At 64.1% G+C, this 20,442-nt stretch carries 20 protein-coding genes; 7 read left to right on the forward strand and 13 right to left on the reverse strand.

The window, feature by feature from the left end:
• The first annotated feature begins 176 nt into the window (after positions 1-176).
• From B5E66_RS05955 to B5E66_RS05965, 3 genes are all read left to right on the forward strand, one after another.
• Positions 177-929 (forward strand): HAD family hydrolase, encoded by a 753-nt coding sequence (locus B5E66_RS05955; protein WP_087230031.1) that lies wholly within the window; start codon positions 177-179, stop codon positions 927-929.
• 74 nt (positions 930-1,003) lie between these two features.
• The gene (locus tag B5E66_RS05960) at positions 1,004-1,765 is read left to right on the forward strand and encodes a 4Fe-4S binding protein (protein ID WP_087230034.1); all 762 of its coding nucleotides are present in this window, start codon (positions 1,004-1,006) and stop codon (positions 1,763-1,765) included.
• A gap of 139 nt (positions 1,766-1,904) precedes the next feature.
• Positions 1,905-2,429 (forward strand): dihydrofolate reductase family protein, encoded by a 525-nt coding sequence (locus B5E66_RS05965; RefSeq protein ID WP_087230037.1) that lies wholly within the window; start codon positions 1,905-1,907, stop codon positions 2,427-2,429.
• 9 nt (positions 2,430-2,438) lie between these two features.
• Here the strand turns inward: B5E66_RS05965 and B5E66_RS05970 are convergent, their stop codons facing one another.
• Genes B5E66_RS05970 through B5E66_RS05995 form a run of 6 tightly spaced genes read right to left on the reverse strand, consistent with a single transcriptional unit; the run spans position 2,439 to position 12,820 of the window.
• Positions 2,439-6,092 carry a DUF4132 domain-containing protein gene (locus B5E66_RS05970; protein WP_087230040.1) on the reverse strand — a complete coding sequence of 1,218 codons (3,654 nt, stop codon included), beginning with the start codon at positions 6,090-6,092 and terminating at the stop codon, positions 2,439-2,441.
• Between the two features lie 56 nt (positions 6,093-6,148).
• Positions 6,149-6,457: a hypothetical protein gene (locus B5E66_RS05975; protein WP_087230043.1), complete on the reverse strand. Its 309-nt coding sequence runs from the start codon at positions 6,455-6,457 to the stop codon at positions 6,149-6,151.
• Positions 6,454-8,151 (reverse strand): SWIM zinc finger family protein, encoded by a 1,698-nt coding sequence (locus B5E66_RS05980; protein WP_087230046.1) that lies wholly within the window; start codon positions 8,149-8,151, stop codon positions 6,454-6,456. Before B5E66_RS05980 ends, B5E66_RS05975 begins: the two co-directional genes overlap by 4 nt.
• 15 nt (positions 8,152-8,166) lie before the next feature.
• Entirely contained in the window at positions 8,167-9,312 is a 1,146-nt protein-coding gene (locus B5E66_RS05985) for a VWA domain-containing protein (RefSeq protein WP_087230049.1), read from the reverse strand.
• Positions 9,309-11,738: a DUF5682 family protein gene (locus tag B5E66_RS05990; protein WP_143406937.1), complete on the reverse strand. Its 2,430-nt coding sequence runs from the start codon at positions 11,736-11,738 to the stop codon at positions 9,309-9,311. The genes B5E66_RS05985 and B5E66_RS05990 overlap by 4 nt, the downstream gene beginning before the upstream one ends.
• Positions 11,699-12,820, reverse strand: coding sequence for an ATP-binding protein (locus B5E66_RS05995; RefSeq protein WP_087230055.1), 1,122 nt, complete (start codon positions 12,818-12,820; stop codon positions 11,699-11,701). The genes B5E66_RS05990 and B5E66_RS05995 overlap by 40 nt, the downstream gene beginning before the upstream one ends.
• 464 nt (positions 12,821-13,284) lie before the next feature.
• On the opposite strand from B5E66_RS05995, the gene B5E66_RS06000 reads away from it, so the two are divergent.
• Both B5E66_RS06000 and B5E66_RS06005 read left to right on the forward strand, forming a co-directional pair.
• Positions 13,285-14,142, forward strand: coding sequence for an NADAR family protein (locus tag B5E66_RS06000; RefSeq protein WP_087230295.1), 858 nt, complete (start codon positions 13,285-13,287; stop codon positions 14,140-14,142).
• A gap of 5 nt (positions 14,143-14,147) precedes the next feature.
• Positions 14,148-14,597 carry a C-GCAxxG-C-C family protein gene (locus B5E66_RS06005; protein ID WP_087230058.1) on the forward strand — a complete coding sequence of 150 codons (450 nt, stop codon included), beginning with the start codon at positions 14,148-14,150 and terminating at the stop codon, positions 14,595-14,597.
• 127 nt (positions 14,598-14,724) lie between these two features.
• Here the strand turns inward: B5E66_RS06005 and rplL are convergent, their stop codons facing one another.
• The 7 genes from rplL to rpmG all read right to left on the reverse strand — a co-directional run bounded on the left by rplL (position 14,725) and on the right by rpmG (position 18,216).
• On the reverse strand, positions 14,725-15,099 hold the full coding sequence (rplL, locus tag B5E66_RS06010) for a 50S ribosomal protein L7/L12 (RefSeq protein WP_087230061.1): 375 nt from the start codon (positions 15,097-15,099) through the stop codon (positions 14,725-14,727).
• A gap of 79 nt (positions 15,100-15,178) precedes the next feature.
• Positions 15,179-15,694, reverse strand: coding sequence for a 50S ribosomal protein L10 (gene rplJ / locus B5E66_RS06015; RefSeq protein ID WP_087230064.1), 516 nt, complete (start codon positions 15,692-15,694; stop codon positions 15,179-15,181).
• A 226-nt stretch (positions 15,695-15,920) separates the two neighbouring features.
• Complete coding sequence (gene rplA / locus B5E66_RS06020; RefSeq protein WP_087230067.1) at positions 15,921-16,613, reverse strand: 50S ribosomal protein L1; 693 nt, start codon at positions 16,611-16,613, stop codon at positions 15,921-15,923.
• Positions 16,614-16,667: 54 nt separating this feature from the next.
• Positions 16,668-17,093, reverse strand: a complete 426-nt coding sequence (rplK, locus tag B5E66_RS06025; protein WP_087230070.1) for a 50S ribosomal protein L11 — start codon at positions 17,091-17,093, stop codon at positions 16,668-16,670.
• Positions 17,094-17,234: 141 nt separating this feature from the next.
• Entirely contained in the window at positions 17,235-17,765 is a 531-nt protein-coding gene (nusG, locus tag B5E66_RS06030) for a transcription termination/antitermination protein NusG (protein ID WP_087230073.1), read from the reverse strand.
• A 34-nt stretch (positions 17,766-17,799) separates the two neighbouring features.
• On the reverse strand, positions 17,800-18,051 hold the full coding sequence (gene secE / locus B5E66_RS06035) for a preprotein translocase subunit SecE (protein ID WP_087230076.1): 252 nt from the start codon (positions 18,049-18,051) through the stop codon (positions 17,800-17,802).
• A gap of 15 nt (positions 18,052-18,066) precedes the next feature.
• The gene (gene rpmG / locus B5E66_RS06040; protein ID WP_005920501.1) at positions 18,067-18,216 is read right to left on the reverse strand and encodes a 50S ribosomal protein L33; all 150 of its coding nucleotides are present in this window, start codon (positions 18,214-18,216) and stop codon (positions 18,067-18,069) included.
• A gap of 290 nt (positions 18,217-18,506) precedes the next feature.
• On the opposite strand from rpmG, the gene B5E66_RS06045 reads away from it, so the two are divergent.
• Positions 18,507-19,616, forward strand: a complete 1,110-nt coding sequence (locus B5E66_RS06045; protein WP_087230079.1) for a D-alanine--D-alanine ligase family protein — start codon at positions 18,507-18,509, stop codon at positions 19,614-19,616.
• Complete coding sequence (gene murI, locus B5E66_RS06050; protein ID WP_087230081.1) at positions 19,609-20,433, forward strand: glutamate racemase; 825 nt, start codon at positions 19,609-19,611, stop codon at positions 20,431-20,433. Before B5E66_RS06045 ends, murI begins: the two co-directional genes overlap by 8 nt.
• The last annotated feature ends 9 nt before the right edge of the window (positions 20,434-20,442 follow it).

The following is a 20,442-nucleotide window of genomic DNA, read 5'->3' on the forward strand; positions in this document are numbered from 1 at the left end:
GCGGGAAGGCTCCCGCGCCGTCTTTATCTGAAAGATACCACGTTTGCCGCCGCTGCGCAAGGTCCCCTGCTTTTTTGGGAGGGCGGCCCCGCCGCGCGAGGCTGTTATCCCACCCGCAGCCGGCCCCGGACTGCAAGCCGCGCCGGGCCGCCCTGCCCTTTCCAGGAGGTCTTATCATGGCAGCTCTTCCCTACCGCAATTACATCTTTGATCTGTACGGCACCCTTGTAGATATCCACACCGACGAGGAGGACCCCGCCGCCTGGGCCGCTCTGGCCCGGTTTTACAGCTATTACGGCGCGCGCTATGCACCCGACGCGCTGCGCGAGGCCTACCAGCAGGAGGTAGCCGCCCGTACGGCGGGCCGGGCCGCCCTGCGTCAGGACAGCCACGAGGCCCATCCCGAGATCCGGCTGGAAGAAGTGTTCCAGGCGCTTTTTCAGGCCAGGGGCGCCCAGGCCGATCCGGCTCTGGCGGTCCATGCGGGCCAGTTTTTCCGGGCTATGACCACACGATACCTCCGCCTGTACGACGGCGCCCTGGAGATGCTGGAGATGCTGCGGGCCAAAGGCGGCCATCTCTACCTGCTCTCCAACGCCCAGCGGATCTTCACCGCCTACGAGATGCAGGCTTTGGGCCTGGACCATTCGTTCGAGGCGGTCTACCTCTCCTCCGACTGGGACTGCAAAAAGCCCGACCGCCGCTTTTTTGACCTGCTGCTGCAGCAGCACCATTTGGACCTCGCCCACAGCATCATGGTGGGCAACGACGGCCTGTGCGACATCGCCGGGGCCAAACAGGCGGGTCTGGCCACCCTGTATGTTCGCTCCAACCTCTCCCCCGAGGAACCCCTGCCCCCTGCCGATCTGGTGCTGCCCGCCATGGATATGGCCCGGATGGGGGCCATGCTGGCCGGCGGTCAAGGTTGACAAACACCCCCTGCGGGTATATAATCCATCTATCCTGAATCATTCCGATCGTCCCAAGACAGGAGGACCGCATCATGCGCATCGTACAAATCGTTTTCAGCCCCACCGGGGGCACCCAGCGGGTGGCCGACCTCATCACCGGCGCCTGGGGACTGCCCGTCACCCAGTTCGATCTGTCCGACCCGGCTGCCGGCTGCACCGAGCTGCAGCTTGACTCCCAGAATCTGGTTTTGATCGCAGTTCCTTCCTTTGGCGGCCGCGTGCCGGCCCTGGCCATCCAGCGCCTGGGCAACATCTCAGGCGGCGGCGCCCGCTGCGCCGTGGTCTGCGTCTACGGCAACCGCGCCTATGAGGATACCCTCATCGAGCTGTCCGATGCCGCCGCCCGGTGCGGTTTTGAGGTCATCGCCGGGGTGGCCGCCATCGCCGAGCATTCCATCTTCCACGAGTACGCCACGGGCCGCCCCGATGCCCAGGACACGGCCCGTTTGCAGGACATCGCCCGCCGGATCCTGGACAAAGCCGGCAGGGGCGGCAGCGGCGCGCCCGCCATCCCCGGCAATCATCCCTATAAGAAAGCCGGCGGGGGCGGCCTGGTCCCCAAAGCCGAGAGCGGCTGCACCGGCTGCGGCCTGTGCGCCACCAAGTGCCCCGCCGGGGCCATCGACCCGGCAGACCCCCGTCAGACCGATCCCCAAAAATGCATCTCCTGTATGCGGTGCGTCTCCATCTGTCCCGATTCGGCCCGCAAGATCAACAGCCTCAAGGCGGGCGCCGTGGCCCTGGCCATCAAAAAGGCCTGCCTTGTGCGCAAAGAGTGCGAACTCTACATCTGACCGGGACCTGTTATTATCATAGATCCGATTGGACCGGCAGCTTCCTGTGTGGAGGCTGCCGGTTTTGGTTTTGGGGTGGATAGGGGGGCTGCCGCGTGGTACAATCTCTTTACAGGATCTTTCCGAAGGAGGTTTTCGTATGCGAAATGTCGTTTTGTTCATCGCCATGAGCCTGGACGGTTTCATTGCCGCCCCGGACGGCGGGGTGGACTGGCTGACCGGCCAGGACAGCGCCGCCGAGACCGCCGACAGCTACGGCGCGTTCGTCCCCACCATCGACACGGTGCTGATGGGCTGGAATACCTATCATCAGGTGGTCACAGAGCTCTCCCCGGGGCAGTGGCCCTACGAAGGGCTGGACTGCTATGTCTTTACCCACCGACAGGCGTCTCCCGTGCCGGGGGTCCGCTTTGTTTCCTGCGACCCCTGCGCCCTGGTGGATCAGCTCAAGGCCAGGCCCGGCCGGAACATCTGGATCTGCGGCGGGGCCCAGCTGATCCGGCAGCTGTCGGACCGCATCGACCGTCTGCAGATCTCGGTCATCCCCACCCTCCTGGGACAGGGGGTGCGGCTGTTCCCCGCCCGGGCCCGGGAGCAGAAGCTGCGGCTGACCGGCGTCACCCACAGCAACGGCATCGTTGAACTGACCTACCAGCCCCGGTAAAGGCGCCGGTCAGCGGGTGGCCTTCCAGAAGGGGTCCGTCTCGGTGGAGGAGGCGGTGGCCTTTTCCAGCTGGTACACCACCTCGCTGTAATAGCGGGCGGGCACCTGGTCCAGCGGCAGGATATCCTCTTTCTTGGGTTCATCGTAGACGTAGCTGCCGTGCTCGACCGTGCCTGCGCGGTAGAACACCGCGTCGTAGACGGTGACCGTCTCGCTCTCGCCGCTCCCCACAAAGGCCCCCGAAAAGTTCAGCTGCACCGACAGGCCCACGGCCTGGTCTTCCCGGTAGAAGGAGTAGAATCCGCCCGCATCCTGCACGCTGCCGCGATACCATCCCATCCCCAGCAGTTTGCCGGTCAGGGACAGGTCGCTGATCTTTTTGCCGCCGAACCGCTCCAGGGCGGTGTGGCCCGCCTGGTCGGGCTGCAGGCGGTAGACGGGGCGGTCCAGCTGGTCGATGGCCGGGGTGATCTCATAGTCCTCCAGCTGCTGGCGCCAGGCAGACAGGGCCTCCTGGTCCAGCTCGATGGGGTGCACCAGACCGATCCGTGCGCCGGCATCCTCCGCAGGCAGGGTGTATTCCTCCTCATCTGCGGTGGTAAAGCTGCCGTCCTCCAGATAGCGGAAGGTGTCCCCCAGCCTGCCGTCGGTGTATACGCCCCAAATCAGGCTGATGGCGAACTGATGCATGATGGGATTGTTCACAAAGAGGGCCTGCCAGGCTTCCGGGGTCCAGCAGCGCTGCACCGAGAGGGCCGACTCCAGCCGGCCTTTCTGGGCCGAGACCGTCGTTTTGATCTGCTTTTTCAGGTTTTTGAAGGCGGCGCTGGCCGCACCGGCCTTTTCGGGGTCGTCAGCTTTGCCGGGGGCAGGCAGGTTTTTCAGCTGCTTGCCCGCGTCGTTGGTGATCTCCAGTTCCAGCGCCGCCGTCAACCGGACGGTGAACTGCCGAGGCCCGTAGTCGAACACCTGCGTCCCGTCGGGGCCAAAGCCCAGCGTGGGCACGATGCGGTCGGCCAGCTCCTCGGCGGAGATGCCCAGCTCCCGGGCGGCGTTGGCCAGGGCCTGGCCCGCCGCCGTCTTGACCTGCCGGAACTTGAATTTGCGGCTGATGGCGTCCACCGTCATCAGCGCCGCCGGGTCGGGGCTGATGGCCAGGGCCTGCACCCCGTCGCAGGCGATGGCGCCGCGGGCGTGCTCGGGCCAGGTCTTGACCGCCTGGGTCAGGCGCGGCGTCATGGCCTCCCCTCCGCACCGGGCGGCAAAGGCCAGCACCCACTTGGTTTTGCTCTGGGCCCCCGCTTCGATCCAGTGGTCCCACACCTCGCAGGCGTAGGCCGCCAGTTCTGCGGCGTCCAGCCCCTGGACCAGCTGTTCGGCAGCCGGGCTGCGGCCGATCCGTCCCAGATCCGCATAACACACCAGGATAGCGGCCATGCGGTCCTCGCCGGCAGGGGCGCGGTCCGGGCCGGTGCAGTGGACCGTGGGCAGGGGCTTGTCCAGCAGCCACTGCACCTTGCGCTTTTTGCCCCCCTTCAGGATCTGGACCGCCAGTTCTGCGGCGTCCTGGGGCTTTTCCTCTTGTTTACCCTCCCGGGCCGCGCCCAGCGCTGCCAGGGCCTCACGGATGGCGTCGGCGGCCTTGGCGCTCTTTTCTTTTTCCAGGGCGGCGTTCAGGATGGGCACCGCCTCCGGGCCGCCCACCCCGGCCAGGGCGCGGGCCGCCATGATCCGCGCCCCCTGCTTTTTGCCGGCCAGCAGGGCGGCATAGTCTTCCTTCCACTCAGGGTGGCCGCAGTACGCCTCCAGCAGTTCTTTCTGCACCATCTTGGCCGTCTCATTGGCGCAGTCCAGCAGGACTTCCCTGGCTTTTGGGGCGTCATCCGCACCGGCCGGCACCGCCCCCAGCCCTTTGACGGCTGCGCTGCGGGCAAAGCTGCAGCCCTCCCGGGCGGCGATGGCCAGCTCCCCGACGCCGCTCCGGGCGCAGACTGTGTCCCCGGCTTTCCGGATGTTCTCCTGCTCTCCCGGATAGGATCCGGCGTACATGGCGCCCAGCACATCCAGGATCTCATGCGGAGGCATCCCAAAGGTGTTCAGCGCATTGGCAAATTTTTCATACTGGTCCGGCAGGCCGTTCACGATCCATCCCTGGTTCACCAGGGCCAGCGCGACCATACTGCGGCAGAAAAACCGGTCCCAGCCCATCGATTTGTGGTATGCCTGCAAAATACTGCGCGCATCGTACATTCTCATCTGGCGGTCAGCGAAGGGCGCCAGCCGGGCGGCGCTGCCCGCCATCGATCCCTGGTCCGTCAGGTACGCTTCCATGGCGTCGCCGTCCGCGCCGGGCGCACCGCCTGTACCCAGTGCGTTCCGGAACTGCCTTATGATCCGGTCCTGCATGGCAGCGGCCCTGTCCTGCTTTTTCCGCTTCCATTCCAGGTACAGGTCGCTGTCCTCCGGCAGCAGGGAGCAAAGGCCCGCATACTGGTCATCGTTGGCCAGCTTCAGCGCCTGTTCCATCTCGCCGCTGCACAGCTGCGCCAGCCTGATCGCCTCCTTTTGGCCGGCATAGCCTCTGCCGCCCATGTACAGCAGCAGCACCACACCGCCTCCGGGCACGCATTGCTTCAGCACGGCCGCCTGCCGGACGATCTCCTCAAAGCCCAGCGCATCTTTCAGCTCATCCAGCACATTGCCGGGGCGCAGTCCGCTGAGCACTTTAAAAGCGCACCGCAGCCGGGGGTCTGCCGCCTGTCCCTCAAAAGCCGCCAGAGCCAGCCGGGACAGCCGGTCGCTGTCTGCTCCTATGTGCACCTTCAGCACGTTCTGGGGCTGCACATCCCATCCGGTTCCCACGCTGAGCCGGGGCACCGGGTCTGCGGGGCGGCCGCTTTGGATGTACTGTTCCAGCTGCCGGCAGTCGCTGGCAGTGATGCCCGCCCTGCCGTGCTTCAGGTAATCCATCACCCCGCGCAGCAGGATGTCCACCTGGTTTTCGGTCCACCTTACCGGTTCGCTTTTGACGCCGAATACCCGGGCCAGCAGGCCGGGCCTTGGGTCCTGGCCGGCCCGGGCGTTCTGCAGCAGGATGCCTGCCAGGAAGGCGGGCATCATGGTCTCCCCTGCGGGACACAGGGTCTGGGCCTGGACCAGTACGTCCGGCTGGGTCTGCGCCAGCTCCTGCAGCCAGGATGCGATCCGCTTGTTCCCTATGTAGTGATACACAACGGCCTGGCCTTCCAGAGCTGCGGCCGCAGGCAGGCCCAGCAGCTCATCCCACACGACGCGGCGGTCGGCTATCTCGTCGGAGTTCCCTTTGCCCCTGGTGAAAGCCACCTTGTACAGGCAGCGCAGGGCGTTCTCGGCGCTGCTTTGACCCACGGCCCAGAGATACCGGACGGTGCGGCAGGCGCGCTCCCGGTCCCCTGCCGTCAGCGCGGCAAACAGGGTGGAGATGGGTTCCCTTTCCGGCCAGCTCAGCTGGGGAAGGATCTGGAGCTGCGCCTGCTGCAGCAGCTCGTCGCCGGCCTCATCGTTCAGCAGATAGTCTTTGGCCAGCTGGACGTTGGCCGAAGTCAGGGACAGCAGCTTGCTCAGCTTGTCCAGCCAGCTGGTCTGATCCTGGATATGGGGGGCATTGTGTCGGTTCGTGTTCATACAGAATCGTCCTTTCCTTTTGATCGGATGCCGGGGCCCTGAGGGTCCCGCTTTTTCTATGATCGTCCCTGCCACCGCAGGCGGATGGCCTCCTCCTGCCAGCGCTGGCGGCAGAGGGCCAGATACCGCCCCGCCCTGCAGATCCGGTCCGTCAGGGCCTGATCGTCCTTCTGCATCCGGTGGGCCCGGGCCTCCAGGTCCGCAGCTACCTCCTCCAGCAGCTGCGCCCCGGTGTGCAGGCCGGCCTGTTCTCCCTGGCGGGCCAGGGTCCGCAGCCGGCCGGCCGCCTCCGGGCCTGCGCTGGCCAGTCCCGCCTGCAGCAGGTCGGACAGGGCCTGTTCCATCTCATCCAGCAGCTCGTTCATGGGCATTCCTCCTCTGGGGGCGCGGCCTGCCAGCTGTCCGGCCCGAAGTATTCGATGGGATACAGCCGCAGCAGATCCTTGTCCCGGTAGACCGTGCCAAAAAAGACCGGCATCCGGGCGGTGTCTTTGCGCAGGCCCGCTTCCAGCCGTTCCAGCGCGTCGATGACCGGCTGTTCGGTCTGGTCGTACCGCACCGTGACCCACAGATCCCGGCCGGCGTCGTCCAGAAGCCGCATCTGGAACAGCTGCTGCACCCGGTCATAGGGCTGCGGGATGCACTGCGCCGGCCGCACCACCGCCAGTCGCTCCCGTTCGGGCAGGCCGGCGGCGCTGTGCTTTTGCAGCAGTTGCTCAAAGTCGGTGCAGAGGGCCTCGGGGGGCAGGATCTCCCCCGGCAGGACCCGCTGGCCCAGGTCGGCATGGCAGCTGCTGGTGCCCGACAATCCCCCTTCCCCGTTGACCCGGGCGCCGTGCAGCCGCAGGACGCAGTTCCAGGCCTGGTCCAAAGTGCAGGGCATCCCCCAGAGCTGCAGCGGGCTGCGGCGGCGGGGCTTTTCATAAAACGCGGGGCGCAGGTCGCTGTATGTATAAAAGCAGCGCCCTTCCGTATCCCAGAAATAATAGACGGCCCCCTCATAGCCGCTGTTGTTCCGCCCTGTCACCTGGCGCAGGCCCAGCAGATACAGCTGCATCGGCCCGGCGGGGCGGTATTCGTCCCGGAAGGTGCCTGCCAGCTGCAGGATGCGGTCCTCCGGGGCGGCCTCGATGGCCTGGGCCAGCCGCCAGGCCTGGCCAAAGCGGGCCAAGAGGGATGTATCCCGGTAGGTGGCCGACCGGCGGAAGTAGGCCGCGTATTCCTCCTGCAGGCGGCGCAGGGCCCGCTCCAACCGGGGCAGGCGTCCGGTGTGGCAGAGGGCGGCCAGACGCTCGGTGGTGTCGCACACCGACGGGGGCAGCCGGCTCAGACCGGTGGCCATCTGGGCGGCCAGGGCCTGCCGGACCCCCTGGCAGACGCCTCTGGCCTGCTCGGGATCCCAGCCGCTGCCCGCCGCCGGGGCGGCTTCCTGCAGAGCGGCGGGGACCAGCCCCTGCTCCAGCTGCCAGAAGAACAGAGCCTCGGCCTTGTGGACGCAGAAGCTCTTGCTGTGGCAGCTGCAGGTGCTGTGCTCCAGCGGCTCCAGCAGACGGACGGAGGCCGCCGCCCAGGGCAGCTCCACCGTGACCACCGAGCCGCCGGCGGTGATCTTCGCCCCCTGGCCGCTCTGCCAGCGCACCAGGTCGGCGGCATGGCGCCGGGCCCCCAGCTGCCGGACCAGCTTTTCGGGCGGATAGGCCCGCAGGGAGGGGAAATCCGGCTCCGCCTCTTGGGGCGGCGGCGCTTCCCGGTCCGGGGCCTGCCCGTCCGCAGGTCCTTCCAGCTGGCTTTGCAGCCACAAGATCGCGCTGATCCGATGGCGGCAGACCGCGCTGCTGGGGCAGGAGCACCGGCTGTCCCCCAGAGGGGCCCGGATCAGGCAGGTGACCTGTCCCAGCTGCACCTGCACCCCATCGGGGGTACATTCCGCTTGGGGCGGGGATGCCAGGGCGGCCAGGTCCTTTTTGGCGCGGTTGTAGGTCCCTTTGTTGCACAGGGCGATGAGGTAGGCCTCGTCGGCGGCGGTCAGAGCCGCGGCAAGGCTTTCAGGCAGTTTCACAGTGCAGTCCCCCTTCTATCCCCGCATGACCCCGGCCATGAAGTCGGCCAGTTTTTCGGGGGTCATGGCCCCCACATGGGCCCCCAGGTCTGCCAGGGCCTGGGCGGTGTCCCGGTCGTATTCCGGGGCGGCATTCTCGTTCAGGGCCGTGAGGGCGATCAGCCGGGCGCCGCTCTCGATGATGTCCCGGCAGACGCCGTAAAGGTTCTGCCGGGGACCGCCCTCGCACAGGTCGCTGACCAGCACCACCATGGTGTGATGCGGCGCGGTGATCAGGCTCTCGCAGTAGCGCAGCGCCCCGGCGATGTTGGTGCCGCCGCCCAGCTGGACGCTCATCAAGGTCTGCACCGGGTCGTCCACCCGGCCGCTCAGGTCCACTACGGCGGTGTCAAAGATGATCAGACGGGTGTCCAGCATGGGCATCCCGGCAAAAATGCCCGCCATCACGGCGCTGTGGATGATGCTGGGCAGCATCGAGCCGCTCTCATCCACCGCCAGGATCACCCGCCAGGGATTGTAGCGCCTGGCCCGTCCGTTGAAGTAGATCTGTTCCAGCACCAGACGCTGCTGATCCCGGTCGTAGTGGGCCAGATTTTTGCGGATGGTGCGCCGTATATCCAGATTGCGCAGCGAGTGCACGTTGCTGCGGCTGTTGCGGTCCAGCTTGCCCAGCGCCGAGCGCTGTACCTGGCTGCGCATCTTTTTGGTCAGTTCCTCCACCACCCGGCGCACGATGCGGCGGGCGGCTTCCAGCACGTCCCCCTTCATCATCCCTTTCAGACTGAGGATGGTCTCCAGCAGCGCCTGGTCCGGTTCCATCTTTTCCAGCACTTCCCGGTCGGTGAGCAGTTCGGTGAGATGGTAGCGGTCCAAAGCGTGGCGCTGGAGGACCTCGGCCGTCTCCTGCGGGAACAGCTGGCGCACCTCACTGAGCCAGCGGGCCACCGTCAGCTGGCTGGCGCCGCTGCCGCCCTGGCGCTCCCGGGAGATATCGTCCCGCACATCGGGGCCCGCCTCCCTGCTGTAAAGAAAGTCCAGCGCGTCGTCCATCCGCGCCAGCTTGGGTCCGCCCTCCAGAGGCATCTGGTCCTGGGCGTTTTTGCCCAGCACCAGCCTCCACCGGTTGAGGGCGGCGCCGTCGCTCCGCTGCGGTCCGCTCATGGTATCGCCTCCTCTGCCAGCCGGGCCGCCGCCCAGGCATCCACCTGCTCATTGCGGCTGTATTCCGCCGGGCTGATCCCGGCCTGCCGCAGCGTGCCGGCCGCTCCTCTGTGCAGGGCCGCCGCCTGCCGGGCAATGCGGTCGGTCTCCATGGGCACAAAGTAGCTGAACGCCAGCCGCAGCTCGGGCAGCAAAGCGTCAAAGTCCTGGTCGGACAGGGCGCACAGCAGCCCGTCCACCTGTTTCAGAAAGCCCGGGTCCACCAGCAAAAGGTCCTTTGCCGTATAGAACAGGCCCTGCAAAAAGGCCGCCGAAGCCAGCATCATTCCCCGGGTGCCCTGGAGATAGCCCCGCAGCGCAGTGTCGATCCGGGCCTTCCAGCCGGGGTCCGCGCCATAGAGCAGGCCCAGCGCAGTCCCATGCAGCGCGGGCTGGACCGGATTTTGCCCGGCCAGCTCCTCCAGGGCGGCCAGCAGCCGGGGCCGCATCCCGGCAAAGGCTTCCCGCTGGGTGATTTGGTACAGCAGCAAACAGCAGCGCTGCACCTCCGGCGCGCCCCGGTCATCCGCTGCGCCCATGGCGGGCAGCAGCTGCAAAATGCGGTCAAAGCACCGGCCCAGCAGCCCGGCGGCGTCGCAGCGACCCGCCTCGCCATACTGGACCTGCCATTCCTCCAGACTGGCCAGGGCCCGGCACGCCTGACAGAGGGAGGAAAAATCCCCGTCCCCCAGCAGCAGTTCCTCCAGCCGGCGGGCAAAACTGCCGGCGTCTTCTCCGATGCCCATTAGAAAGCCCTGCAGCAGCAGGTCCGCCCCTTCCCCGGCCCGGCCTGCCCCGGCCATTCGCTGGCGCAGTTCCCGGGCGCAGGCCTCCCGCACCGTGGACCCGGCGACCGAGCGCTCCACCAGCGCGGCCTCCACCGAGGCCGTCCAGCGGTACTCCCAGCTTTCCCGGATCAGGTTCTTGTCCTTGTTCCGGCGCAGGTCGGGGCCTTTGGTGCGGCGGGCAAAGCCGCAGCCCAGAAATTCGGTCTGATAGAGAAAGCGGCTGGCCCCCCGGTGGGCGGGTTTTGCGAAGATCTCCAGGGTCAGCTCCTGGAGGCTGGTCTTGTCCGAACGGATGCGGTAACGCCGGCACTGGGCCTGGAAATCCTGTACCAGGGGCGGCACCAGGCTGTTGGGGGCCAGCTGGCCCACCCCGTTGCCGGTGGTCAGCTGCCGCAGCACCCGCAAAGGCTGGCAGCCCGAGAGGTTCGCCTCCCCTTTGACAAAGCTGCTCAGCACCGCGTCCTGCATCTCATACAGGCCGGGGGCCCTTTTGTCCCGCAGGGCCGCCAGGCCCCGGGCCTGCTGCATGGCGCACATCTCATCGAAAGCGGACAGCACCTCCCCTTCCCGGCGCAGGCGGCGTCCGCACTTGACCAGAAATCCCAGCACGGTCTCGTCCCACAGGGCCGCAGGGTCAAAGGCGTCTGCCGGAGCGGCCTGCGCCGCCTGCCATACTGCGGTGTAAAAGGCCGGGGCGGGCATCCCGCTGGCATAGCCCGAGAGGGCGTCCGCCGCCTCAAAGGAAAAGCGGACCGGGTATACGGCCTGGCTGTCCGCCGGGACGGCAGGGCGCGTCTGCTCCGGCCGGGGATGCATAAGCCCCCACAGATGGAAGCCGCCCGCCACCACCAGCACCCTCTGATACCGGGCCGCAGCAGCGGCGATCCGGACGGCCATCCGGGCCTCCCGGGCCAGACAGCCGTCGGCCTCCATCTCCTCCTGCGGGGTGGCCTGACGGGCCAGCACGCACCAGGCGTTCATCTGCCGCACAAAGGCCTCGTCGCTCATGGCAAAGCCGGCGGTCTCGTAATATTTCTCCCAGAACTCCTCAAAGCTGCGCATCCCGGTCTTTTCGCATACCCGCTGCCAAAAGGCGTTCTGCCACAGGTAGTGGTCGTTGAGATAGTTCTCCGGCCGTCCCTCCTGCCGCAAAGCCCGCCCCGCCCGGGTGGCCAGCAGGTTTTCTGCGTAGGGCAGGTCGATGAACTGCGCCGGCACCCCCAGCGCCGCCGCGGCCCGGATGGCCGCCAGCTCGGGGGACTGGTCCAAAAACGGGTAGTAGCAGGCATAGGTCCCCACCGGGGCCGCAGGGTCGTCGTTCCCTTCCTCCGGCGTCTCGAGCAGCCGGGCGTCGTCCCGGTAGGAGCAGTAGAGAGCCACCGGAGCCTGGGTCAGCGGGTCTGCCAGCAGGGGCAGCAGAGGACCGGCGTCCTCCGGTCCTTCGATCAGGATGCATTCCGGACGATAGCGCTGGATGACCCGCTGCAAATGCCAGGCGCAGGCCGGGCTGTGATGGCGCACGGGATAATACAGCACCGGGTCTTCCCAGCCAAACGGGATCACTTCAGACGGCTCTTTGCCTCGTAAAATCTGGTCCATGCGCCGCCCTCCCGTCTGGCCTTCTCTCTCACAACGGTGGAAAAATACCCCGCTATCTTTTTCAGGTCCTCGTCCGATTCCTTGGCCACGGCGCCCACCAGGTTTTCCACCAGGGCGCCCTCGTCCAGCCGGCCGCTGCCGTCCCCGTAGTACCAGGCGCTCATCATGGTCTGATAGTACACCGAGATGGCTTCGGCGGTGCTCATCACGGCGGCAGGCTTTTCGATCCGCAGTCCCTCTGCCGAGATCCCTTCCCGCAGCTCGTGGTAGGTGGTGGCCAGCAGGCCGGCGGCGTCCTCGTCCAAGGGCGCGTCGATGCCCGCGGCGGCGGCCAGGGCGCCCACTTCGTTGAGGATGATCCGCTTTTCCAGGGCCACATCCCGCACCGGCTGCACGGTTTCAAAGTTGAAGCGGCGCTTGAGGGCGCTGGACATCTCGTTGACCCCCTTGTCACGGGTATTGGCGGTGCCGATGACGTTGAACCCCGCCTGGGCAAACAGCAGCCCCTCCTCCCCCAGCTCGGGGATGTTCAGCACCTTGTCGCTCAGGACGCTGATCAGACAGTCCTGTACTTCGGCAGGGGTGCGGGTGATCTCCTCAAACCGGGTCAGGATGCCCTTTTCCATCCCCACATAGAGGGGCGCCGGCACCAGGGCCTCCCGGCTGGGGCCTTTGGCCAGCAGCAGCGCATAGTTCCAGCCATATTTGATCATCTCCTCGGTGGTGCCCGCCGTGCCCTGCACCGTGTTGGTGCTGCACCCGCTGATGGCCGCACTGAGCAGCTCGGACAGCATGGTCTTGGCGGTGCCCGGCTCCCCCACCAGCATCAGGCCGCGGTTGCCCGCCAGGGTGATGATGCACCGTTCCACCAGAGCGTCGTTGCCCAGGTATTTTTTCTGGATGGCGATCTTCTGCCCGCCGCAGTCGAGCGGGGTGCGGCTGCCTAAAATAAAAAGGCGCACGGCCTTGGGAGACAGCAGCCAGTTTTCCGGCTTGCGGTTGTCTTGGTCCCACAGGCGCAGTGCGTCCAGTTCCTCTTTATAACGCTGTTCCGCCGTAGGGCGCAGGATCGTCTTGTTCATATCGGTCACCTCAGTTCATCTTGACCGAAGGGCCTGCTGTACAGCCCTCCGGCAGCTTGCACGGAGCTTGGGGTACGTCAAAATACCGGATACACCCCATGGATCGGTTCTATTTTAGGTTATCATAACATATTTTTCTGTCTGTTACAATCCGCTTGCGTTATCTTTCCAAAAGCGCCCCGGCCGCCCGGCCTTGCATCCAAGATCCCGCTTTCCAAGCCGGTCCCAAGCGCCTCTTGCTGTTGACAACCTGCCCCGGTTTTTACTATCATAGGATCATACAGGGCAGCATCTTTTCGAAAGCTGCCGCGATGACGCAGTTTGAGGAAATGTACAACTTTTGAAAAGCAGCACTGGTCAGCGAGATCGCCATTCCAGACTAAAATGCACGTTGTCTGGAATTTTACGGAGCTGCAAATGTGAAATCGTCACCAAAACCACGAAAAGAAATGAGGATGATCCCTATGGCACTGAAACATAAGAAAATCATGCCTCCCCCCTGGCTGGCCTTCCCTGAGATCGAGCGGTACTCCATTGGCTGGCGGATGGGCTATGGGGAGGATTACATAGACCGGTTCGGCCATTGGCTGGACACCCTCTCGCCGGAGGAGCAGACGGAATACCGCAGCCTCTTTCCCGAGCCGGTGACCTGGAAAGGCTGGTGGGACGACGACACGGGCGAGGCACTGGAGCACGGCGGTTTCATCGTCCAGGCGTGGCAGCTGGAGGGCCGACCCAGGTACACCCGCCAGTGGCTCCAGCAGGAGTTTGCCGCCGGACGGCAGCGGGAATTCTGCCTGTTCTGGGGCCATCAGCCCGCCCCTGATGGGAGGATGACGCAGAGCTGCCTCAGTCAGTGGTGGATGGAGGACTTCCATGCTATGGCTGACGTCTATCTCTGCATGGAGCAGTATATGATGGCGGGCAAAGCCGAACTCTTTGGTGATGGCGAGATCCGGGAAAAGATCCTGCAATGCAGCGACCCCAAGCAGATCAAGGCCCTGGGCCGCAAGGTGCGGGGCTTTGACCAGAAAGTGTGGGACCGGTTCAAATACGCCATTGTATTGAACGGCAACTGGTGTAAATTCAGCCAGAACCGCGGCCTGCGGGAGTTCCTCCTCTCCACCGGGGACAGCGTGCTGGCGGAGGCCAGTCCCTATGACAGCATTTGGGGCATCCGCCTCGCGGCCAGTTCCCCCGAGGCCCGGGACCCGGCAAAGTGGCGGGGGCAGAACCTGCTGGGCTTTGCACTGATGGAGGTGCGGGACGAGCTGCGCCGGGTGACACAGAATGAAATGCTATGCGATTGGAGTGCGGTATAGGAATCATGAGACTCTATGAACTGGTCAATTTTTACCACATCGACACCGATTTGACCTGCGCCGAAGCTATGTTCCGAGCCTGCAACGAATACTACGGCCTCCATTTGTCCGAGGAGACCCGCAAGATGTTCTCGGTAATGGGCATTGGGATGCAGACGGAACAGTCCTGCTGCGGGGCTTTCACCGTGGCAGTGGGGGTCATCGGCCTGATGACCGCCCGGGAAGGCCAAACCGACGCGGACAATCTAGAGGGATACCGGCTCATCTCAGAACTGACCCTGTTTATGCTGCGTCAGTATGAGACCCTTCAATGCGCCGGGCTGCAAAGTCTGGAAATTCCAGGCTATAAACGCCCCTGCCACGCCATTGTCCAGGAGCTGGCCAAAAAGCTGGAGGAATTGCTGCCCTCCCAAAACGGGGCTCCCCCGTCCCGCCCCAGGCGGATGTGTTCCTGAGAGAAAGAGACGCTGCATGACGGCTGCCTGTGGCGGGCCGATGCAGGCAGGATCATGCGCAGCAAAAAAGCCAGGGGCCTCCCTTGCGGGAAACCCCTGGCTCTTGTTTTGTTGTTGAGGCAGAAACTTACTTGATCTCGACCTTAGCGCCGACCTCTTCCAGCTTCTTCTTGATGTCCTCGGCGTCAGCCTTGGAAGCCTTCTCCTTGATGGCCTTGGGAGCGCCGTCAACGATAGCCTTGGCCTCCTTCAGGCCCAGACCGGTGATCTCCTTGACGGTCTTGATGACCTGCATCTTGGTAGCGCCCACGTCGGTCAGGATGACGTCGAACTCGGTCTTCTCCTCCTCAGCGGGAGCAGCAGCGCCGGCAGCGGCAACAGGAGCAGCAGCAACAGCAGAAACGCCGAACTCCTCGCAGTAAGCGTCGATCAGCTCCTTCAGCTCCAGGACGGACAGGCCCTTGACGGACTCGATAATGGCAGTAATCTTCTCAGAAGCCATGGTAGTAACCCTCCAATTTCAATCAAATTTTGTTGCAGTTGTGTCGAAAAACTGTTTGTGTCAGGCGGCGGCCCTGCCATTAGGCAGCGGGCTCCTCCTGCTTGTCGGCATAAGCCTGCATGGCAACGGCCAGACCGGACAGGGTGCTGGTGAGCGCGCCTGCGAACATGGACAGCATGCCTTCGCGGCCGGGCAGCTTGGCGATGACGTTGGTCTCAGCAGCGTCCATCACCTTGCCTTCCAGGAAGCCGCCCTTGACGACGAACTTCTTGGAGCGGTCGCCGTCCTGGTACTTGCACAGGATGCGGGCAGCAGCCATGGGATCCTCTTCGTTGCCGAAAGCAACGGCAGTGTCGCCGGTGAACATAGCGGTCAGGCCCTCAAAAGAGGTATCCTTGACGGCCAGGCGCAGCATGGTGTTCTTGACGACCATATACTCAACGCCGGCCTCGCGCAGCTCCTTGCGCAGCTTGGTGTCGTTCTCGACATTGATGCCGCCGTAAGCGACCACGCAGCCGGAAACCGCATTCTCAAACTTTGCCTTCAGATCAGCGACATAAGCCTGCTTTTCAGAAAGAATCTTTGCACTGGGCATTTCGGTTTCACCTCGTTTCAAAACTACATCGGAAGCCAGAGCCATAGAAAAAGCCTCTCTCCCGCGCACACAGGCCGAGAGAGAGGCATAAAACTACGTTACGCGTTTCTCGGCAGGCGGATACACTTTACACTGGACTCCAGCGCCTGCTGTCTTAAAAACAGCATGAATATTTTACCGCACGGATGCGGCTTTGTCAAGCGTTTTTCTGAAATATTTCAGAAAATCAGACGCCGTACTTCAGGGTGTTCAGGCGGATGCCAGGGCCCATGGTGGTGGCGATGGTAGCGCTCTTGAAGTAGGTGCCCTTGGCGGCGGCGGGCTTTGCCTTGGCGATGGCGTCCATGACGGTATCCAGGTTGGTGTACAGCTTCTCAGCGCCAAAGGATGCCTTGCCCACGGGGACATGGATGATGTTCTGCTTGTCCAGGCGGTACTCGATCTTACCGGCCTTGGCTTCCTTGACAGCCTTGCCCAGGTCGGGGGTCACGGTGCCGGCCTTGGGGTTGGGCATCAGGCCGCGGGGGCCAAGGATCTTGCCCAGACGGCCGACCTTGCCCATCATGTCGGGGGTGGTGACCACAACGTCAAAGTCCATGAAGCCGCCCTGGATCTTGGTGATCAGCTCCTCGTCGCCCACGATGTCGGCGCCAGCGGCCTCAGCAGCGGAGGCAGCGGGGCCCTTGGCGATGGCGCACACACGGACGGTCTTGCCGGTGCCGTTGGGCAGCACGACGGCGCCGCGGACCTGCTGGTCAGCGTGACGGCCGTCAACGCCCAGACGGACGTGCAGCTCGACGGTCTCATCGAACTTGGCGGAAGCGATCTTGCAGGCCAGCTCCAGCGCCTCGTTCACATCGTACAGTTTGGTGGAATCGACCTGCTTGGCAGCGTCGATATAATGCTTGCCGTGTTTCATTGTTTATCCTCCTATGTGGTCTTGCGGGCGCTGCGCCCTCCCACTGTTTATGTCTCAGCCTTCGACTGTGACGCCCATGCTGCGGCAGGTGCCGCGGATCATGCTGCACGCAGCCTCGAGAGAAGCGGCGTTCAGGTCGGGCATCTTGGTCTTTGCGATCTCTTCGACCTGGGCGGCGGTCAGGGAACCGACCTTTTCCTTGTTGGGCTTGCCGGAAGCGGTGGTCAGACCTGCAGCCTTCTTGATCAGAACAGCAGCCGGGGGAGTCTTGGTGATAAAGCTAAAGGAACGGTCAGCATACACGGTGATGACGACGGGGATGATATAGCCCATCTGGTTCTTGGTACGCTCGTTGAACTCCTTGGTGAACGCCATGATGTTGACGCCCTTCTGGCCCAGGGCCGGGCCGACAGGAGGAGCCGGGGTTGCCTTGCCGGCCTCGATTTGCAGCTTGATGTAGCCAGTTACTTTCTGTGCCATGATAAATGCACCTCCAAAAATCTGTGGTGAGTTGCGGCCCGCTGTCTGCGAACCTCCCACGAGCACGCCTTTGTCCGGCGCGCTCTATAAGAACCGCACGCGGTCTTACCTTGATGATGATTTGTCTGCTTTCGCGGCTTGTTACAGCCGCTCGACCTGGGCGATATCCACCTCTGCGGGGGTCTCCCGGCCGAACATGTTGACCTTGAGCTTCACTTTGAAGGTCTCGGTGTTGATCTCCTCTACAACGCCCATAAAGCCTTCCAGAGGACCGGACGTGATCTGCACGCTGTCTCCCACGGCGAAATCCACCGTCAGGGGCGCTTTGGCTTCCACGCCCATCTTTTCCACTTCTTCGGCGGTCAGGGGCACCGGCTTGGATGCGGGCCCGACGAATCCGGTGCAGCCGCGGGTATTGCGCACCACATACCAGGTATCGTCGTTCATGACCATCTTGACCAGAACATAGCCGGGGAAGAGCTTGCGCTCCACCATCTTTTCCTTGCCGTCCTTGATCTCGGGCACCATTTCGGTGGGCACCTTGATCTCGCAGATCAGATCCTGCAGGCGGCGGTTCTCCACCATCTTTGCAAGATCGGTCGCCACTTTGTTCTCATAGCCGGAGTAGGTATGGACCACATACCACAAAGCCTCATTGGACTGATCTTCCATCTATGGTCAGCCTCCGTTTCCATACAAGATTTGGTCAGCCTCCGATGACAAGGCCCAGGATCCCGCCAAAAATGGCGTCCAGGATGAACAGCACCGCTGCCGCGATGATCACCACCACCAGCACGACGATGGTATTCTTCCTGGTGTCTTCCTTGCTGGGCCACACGACCTTCTTCAGCTCGCTTTTGGTATCGCGGAAGAACTTGGCCACGCCTGCGGCAAAATTCTTCACGGCGTTCTTAGCTCTGGCCACAAAGCCCGGCTTCTTATCGGTTTTGTCTGCCATTGTGCTCCGCCTTTCTTACTTGGTCTCGCGATGGACCGTGTGCTTCTTGCAGAAGCGGCAGTACTTCTTCATCTCCAGGCGGTCAGGGTTGTTTTTCTTGTTCTTCGTGGTGTTGTAGTTGCGCTGCTTGCACTCGGTGCAGGCCAGAGTGATTTTCACTGTCATTTGTTGACACCTCCATATATAACGGTTATCGAACCTCCCTCGTTCGCCGGGCCGGCCCCCGAAAAAGGGGCGCACTGAATAATCCCGCAAAAGAGGTGCTATCATTCTATCACGCTTTGTCCTGCGCGTCAAGCATCAATTTTGCTTTCTTTTCGATTTTTTATGTTTCATGGCCGGCATTTTGCCTTTGTGTATGGAAACCGGCGCATTTTTATGGTATGATTGTCGTAATTATGATTGAACGCCCCCGCCCGGGGGCTTAGATCCAATAGAGGGAGTGGCAATCACATATGAATCACGATGGAACTTCCGCCCAGCGTCCGCTTTGCGTGGCGCTGCTGTTCGGCGGCCTGTCCAGCGAACACGAGGTCAGCCGGGTATCCGCCGGCACCTTTGCGGACAACATGGACCCGGAGAAATACGATCTGGTCAAGATCGGCATCACCAAGGAGGGCCGATGGCTGTACACCGAGGCCACCACCGCCCAGATGGCGGACGGCAGCTGGGAGGACCTGCCCGGCAATATGCCCTGCGCCATCAGCCCTGACCGGTCGGACCACGGCGCCATCCTGTTCACCCCGGCCGGCCATGTGGAAAAGCTATATATAGATGTAGTGATCCCCGCCCTGCACGGGCTCTGGGGCGAGGACGGCACCGTCCAGGGCCTGCTGGAGCTGGCAGGCATCCCCTATGTGGGATGCGGCGTGCTGGCCAGCGCCGTCTGCATGGACAAGGCGGTGGCCAATGCGCTGTTCCAGTTCTACGGCATCCCCCACTGTTCCTGGGCTTCCTACACCCGGGCCGAGCTGCAGGCCGACCCCGCGGGCATCTACGCCTTGCTGGCAGAGAAATTGGGCTGGCCCATCTTTGTCAAGCCGGCCAACGCCGGCTCCAGCGTGGGGGTAAGCAAGGCTTCCACCCCGGTGGAGCTGGACCAGGCGGTGCAGCTGGCCCTGCAGAACGACAGCAAAGTGGTGTTCGAGTCCTTTGTAGATGGCCAGGAGGTGGAGTGCGCGGTGATCGGTTCCGAGCCCGCTGCCGCCACCCGTCCCGGCGAGATCCTGGCCGGGGCCGAATTCTACACCTACGACGACAAATACAAGAACGGCATCAGCGAGACCGTCATCCCCGCCCGTCTGTCCGAGGCCAAACTGGACGAGGTGCGCGACTGGGCCGCCAGGGCCTATACCGCCCTGGGCTGCCAGGGCCTGGCCCGCTGCGATTTCTTTGTGGAGCGCGGCACCGGCCGGGTGCTCATCAACGAGATCAACACCCTGCCCGGCTTCACCCCCATCAGCATGTACCCCAAGCTGATGGAGCACGAGGGCACCCCTGTGCCCCAGCTGATCGACCGACTGATCGCCCTGGCGATGGAAAGGCCGGTGGCCCGCCATGGATAACCGCCCCATCGGCGTCTTTGACAGCGGCCTGGGCGGCCTGACCGGGGTGCGGGAGCTGCGCAGGCAGCTGCCCGGGGAGGACATCGTCTACTTTGGGGACACCGGCCGGGTGCCCTACGGCAGCCGCAGCCATGAGACCATCCTGCAATACGCCCGCCAGGACATCGCTTTTCTGCTGTCCCGGAACGTCAAGTGCATCATGGCCGCCTGCGGCACGGTGTCCAGCACCTATCCCACCGAGGAGGCCGCCCGGCTGCCGGTGCCCTACATGGGGGTGGTGAACGCGGCGGCCCGGCGGGCGGCCCGCGCCACCCGCAGCCGCAAGATCGGGGTCATCGGCACCTCCGCCACCATCCGCTCCCACAGCTATGAGCTGACACTGCGCCGGCTGGTGCCGGGGGCCGAGATCACCGCCAAAGCCTGCCCCCTGTTCGTGTCTTTGGTGGAGAACGGCTATGTGGACGGCGCGCCGCCCCAGATGCAGCAGGTGACCCGGCTGGTGATCGGCCAGTACCTGGAGGAAGTGCGGGCCGCCGGCATCGATACCCTGATCCTGGGCTGCACCCACTATCCCCTGCTGGCCGGCATGATCGGCGACTATATGGGCCCCGGCGTCACCCTCATCGACCCGGGCCGGGCCGCCGCCGACGACCTGGGCCAGCTGCTGAGCAGCAAGGGCCTGCGGGCCAACCGCCAACAGGGACAGACCCACTTTTTCGTCAGCGATGTGCCCGACAGCTTTATCCAGACGGCAGACCTGTTCCTGGGGGAATACCGGGGCGGCACCGCCGAGCAGATCTGCATCGACCAATACTGAGGATATCAA

It is taken from the genome of Faecalibacterium sp. An121 (genome assembly GCF_002160915.1).
GTDB lineage: Bacteria > Bacillota > Clostridia > Oscillospirales > Ruminococcaceae > Faecalibacterium > Faecalibacterium avium.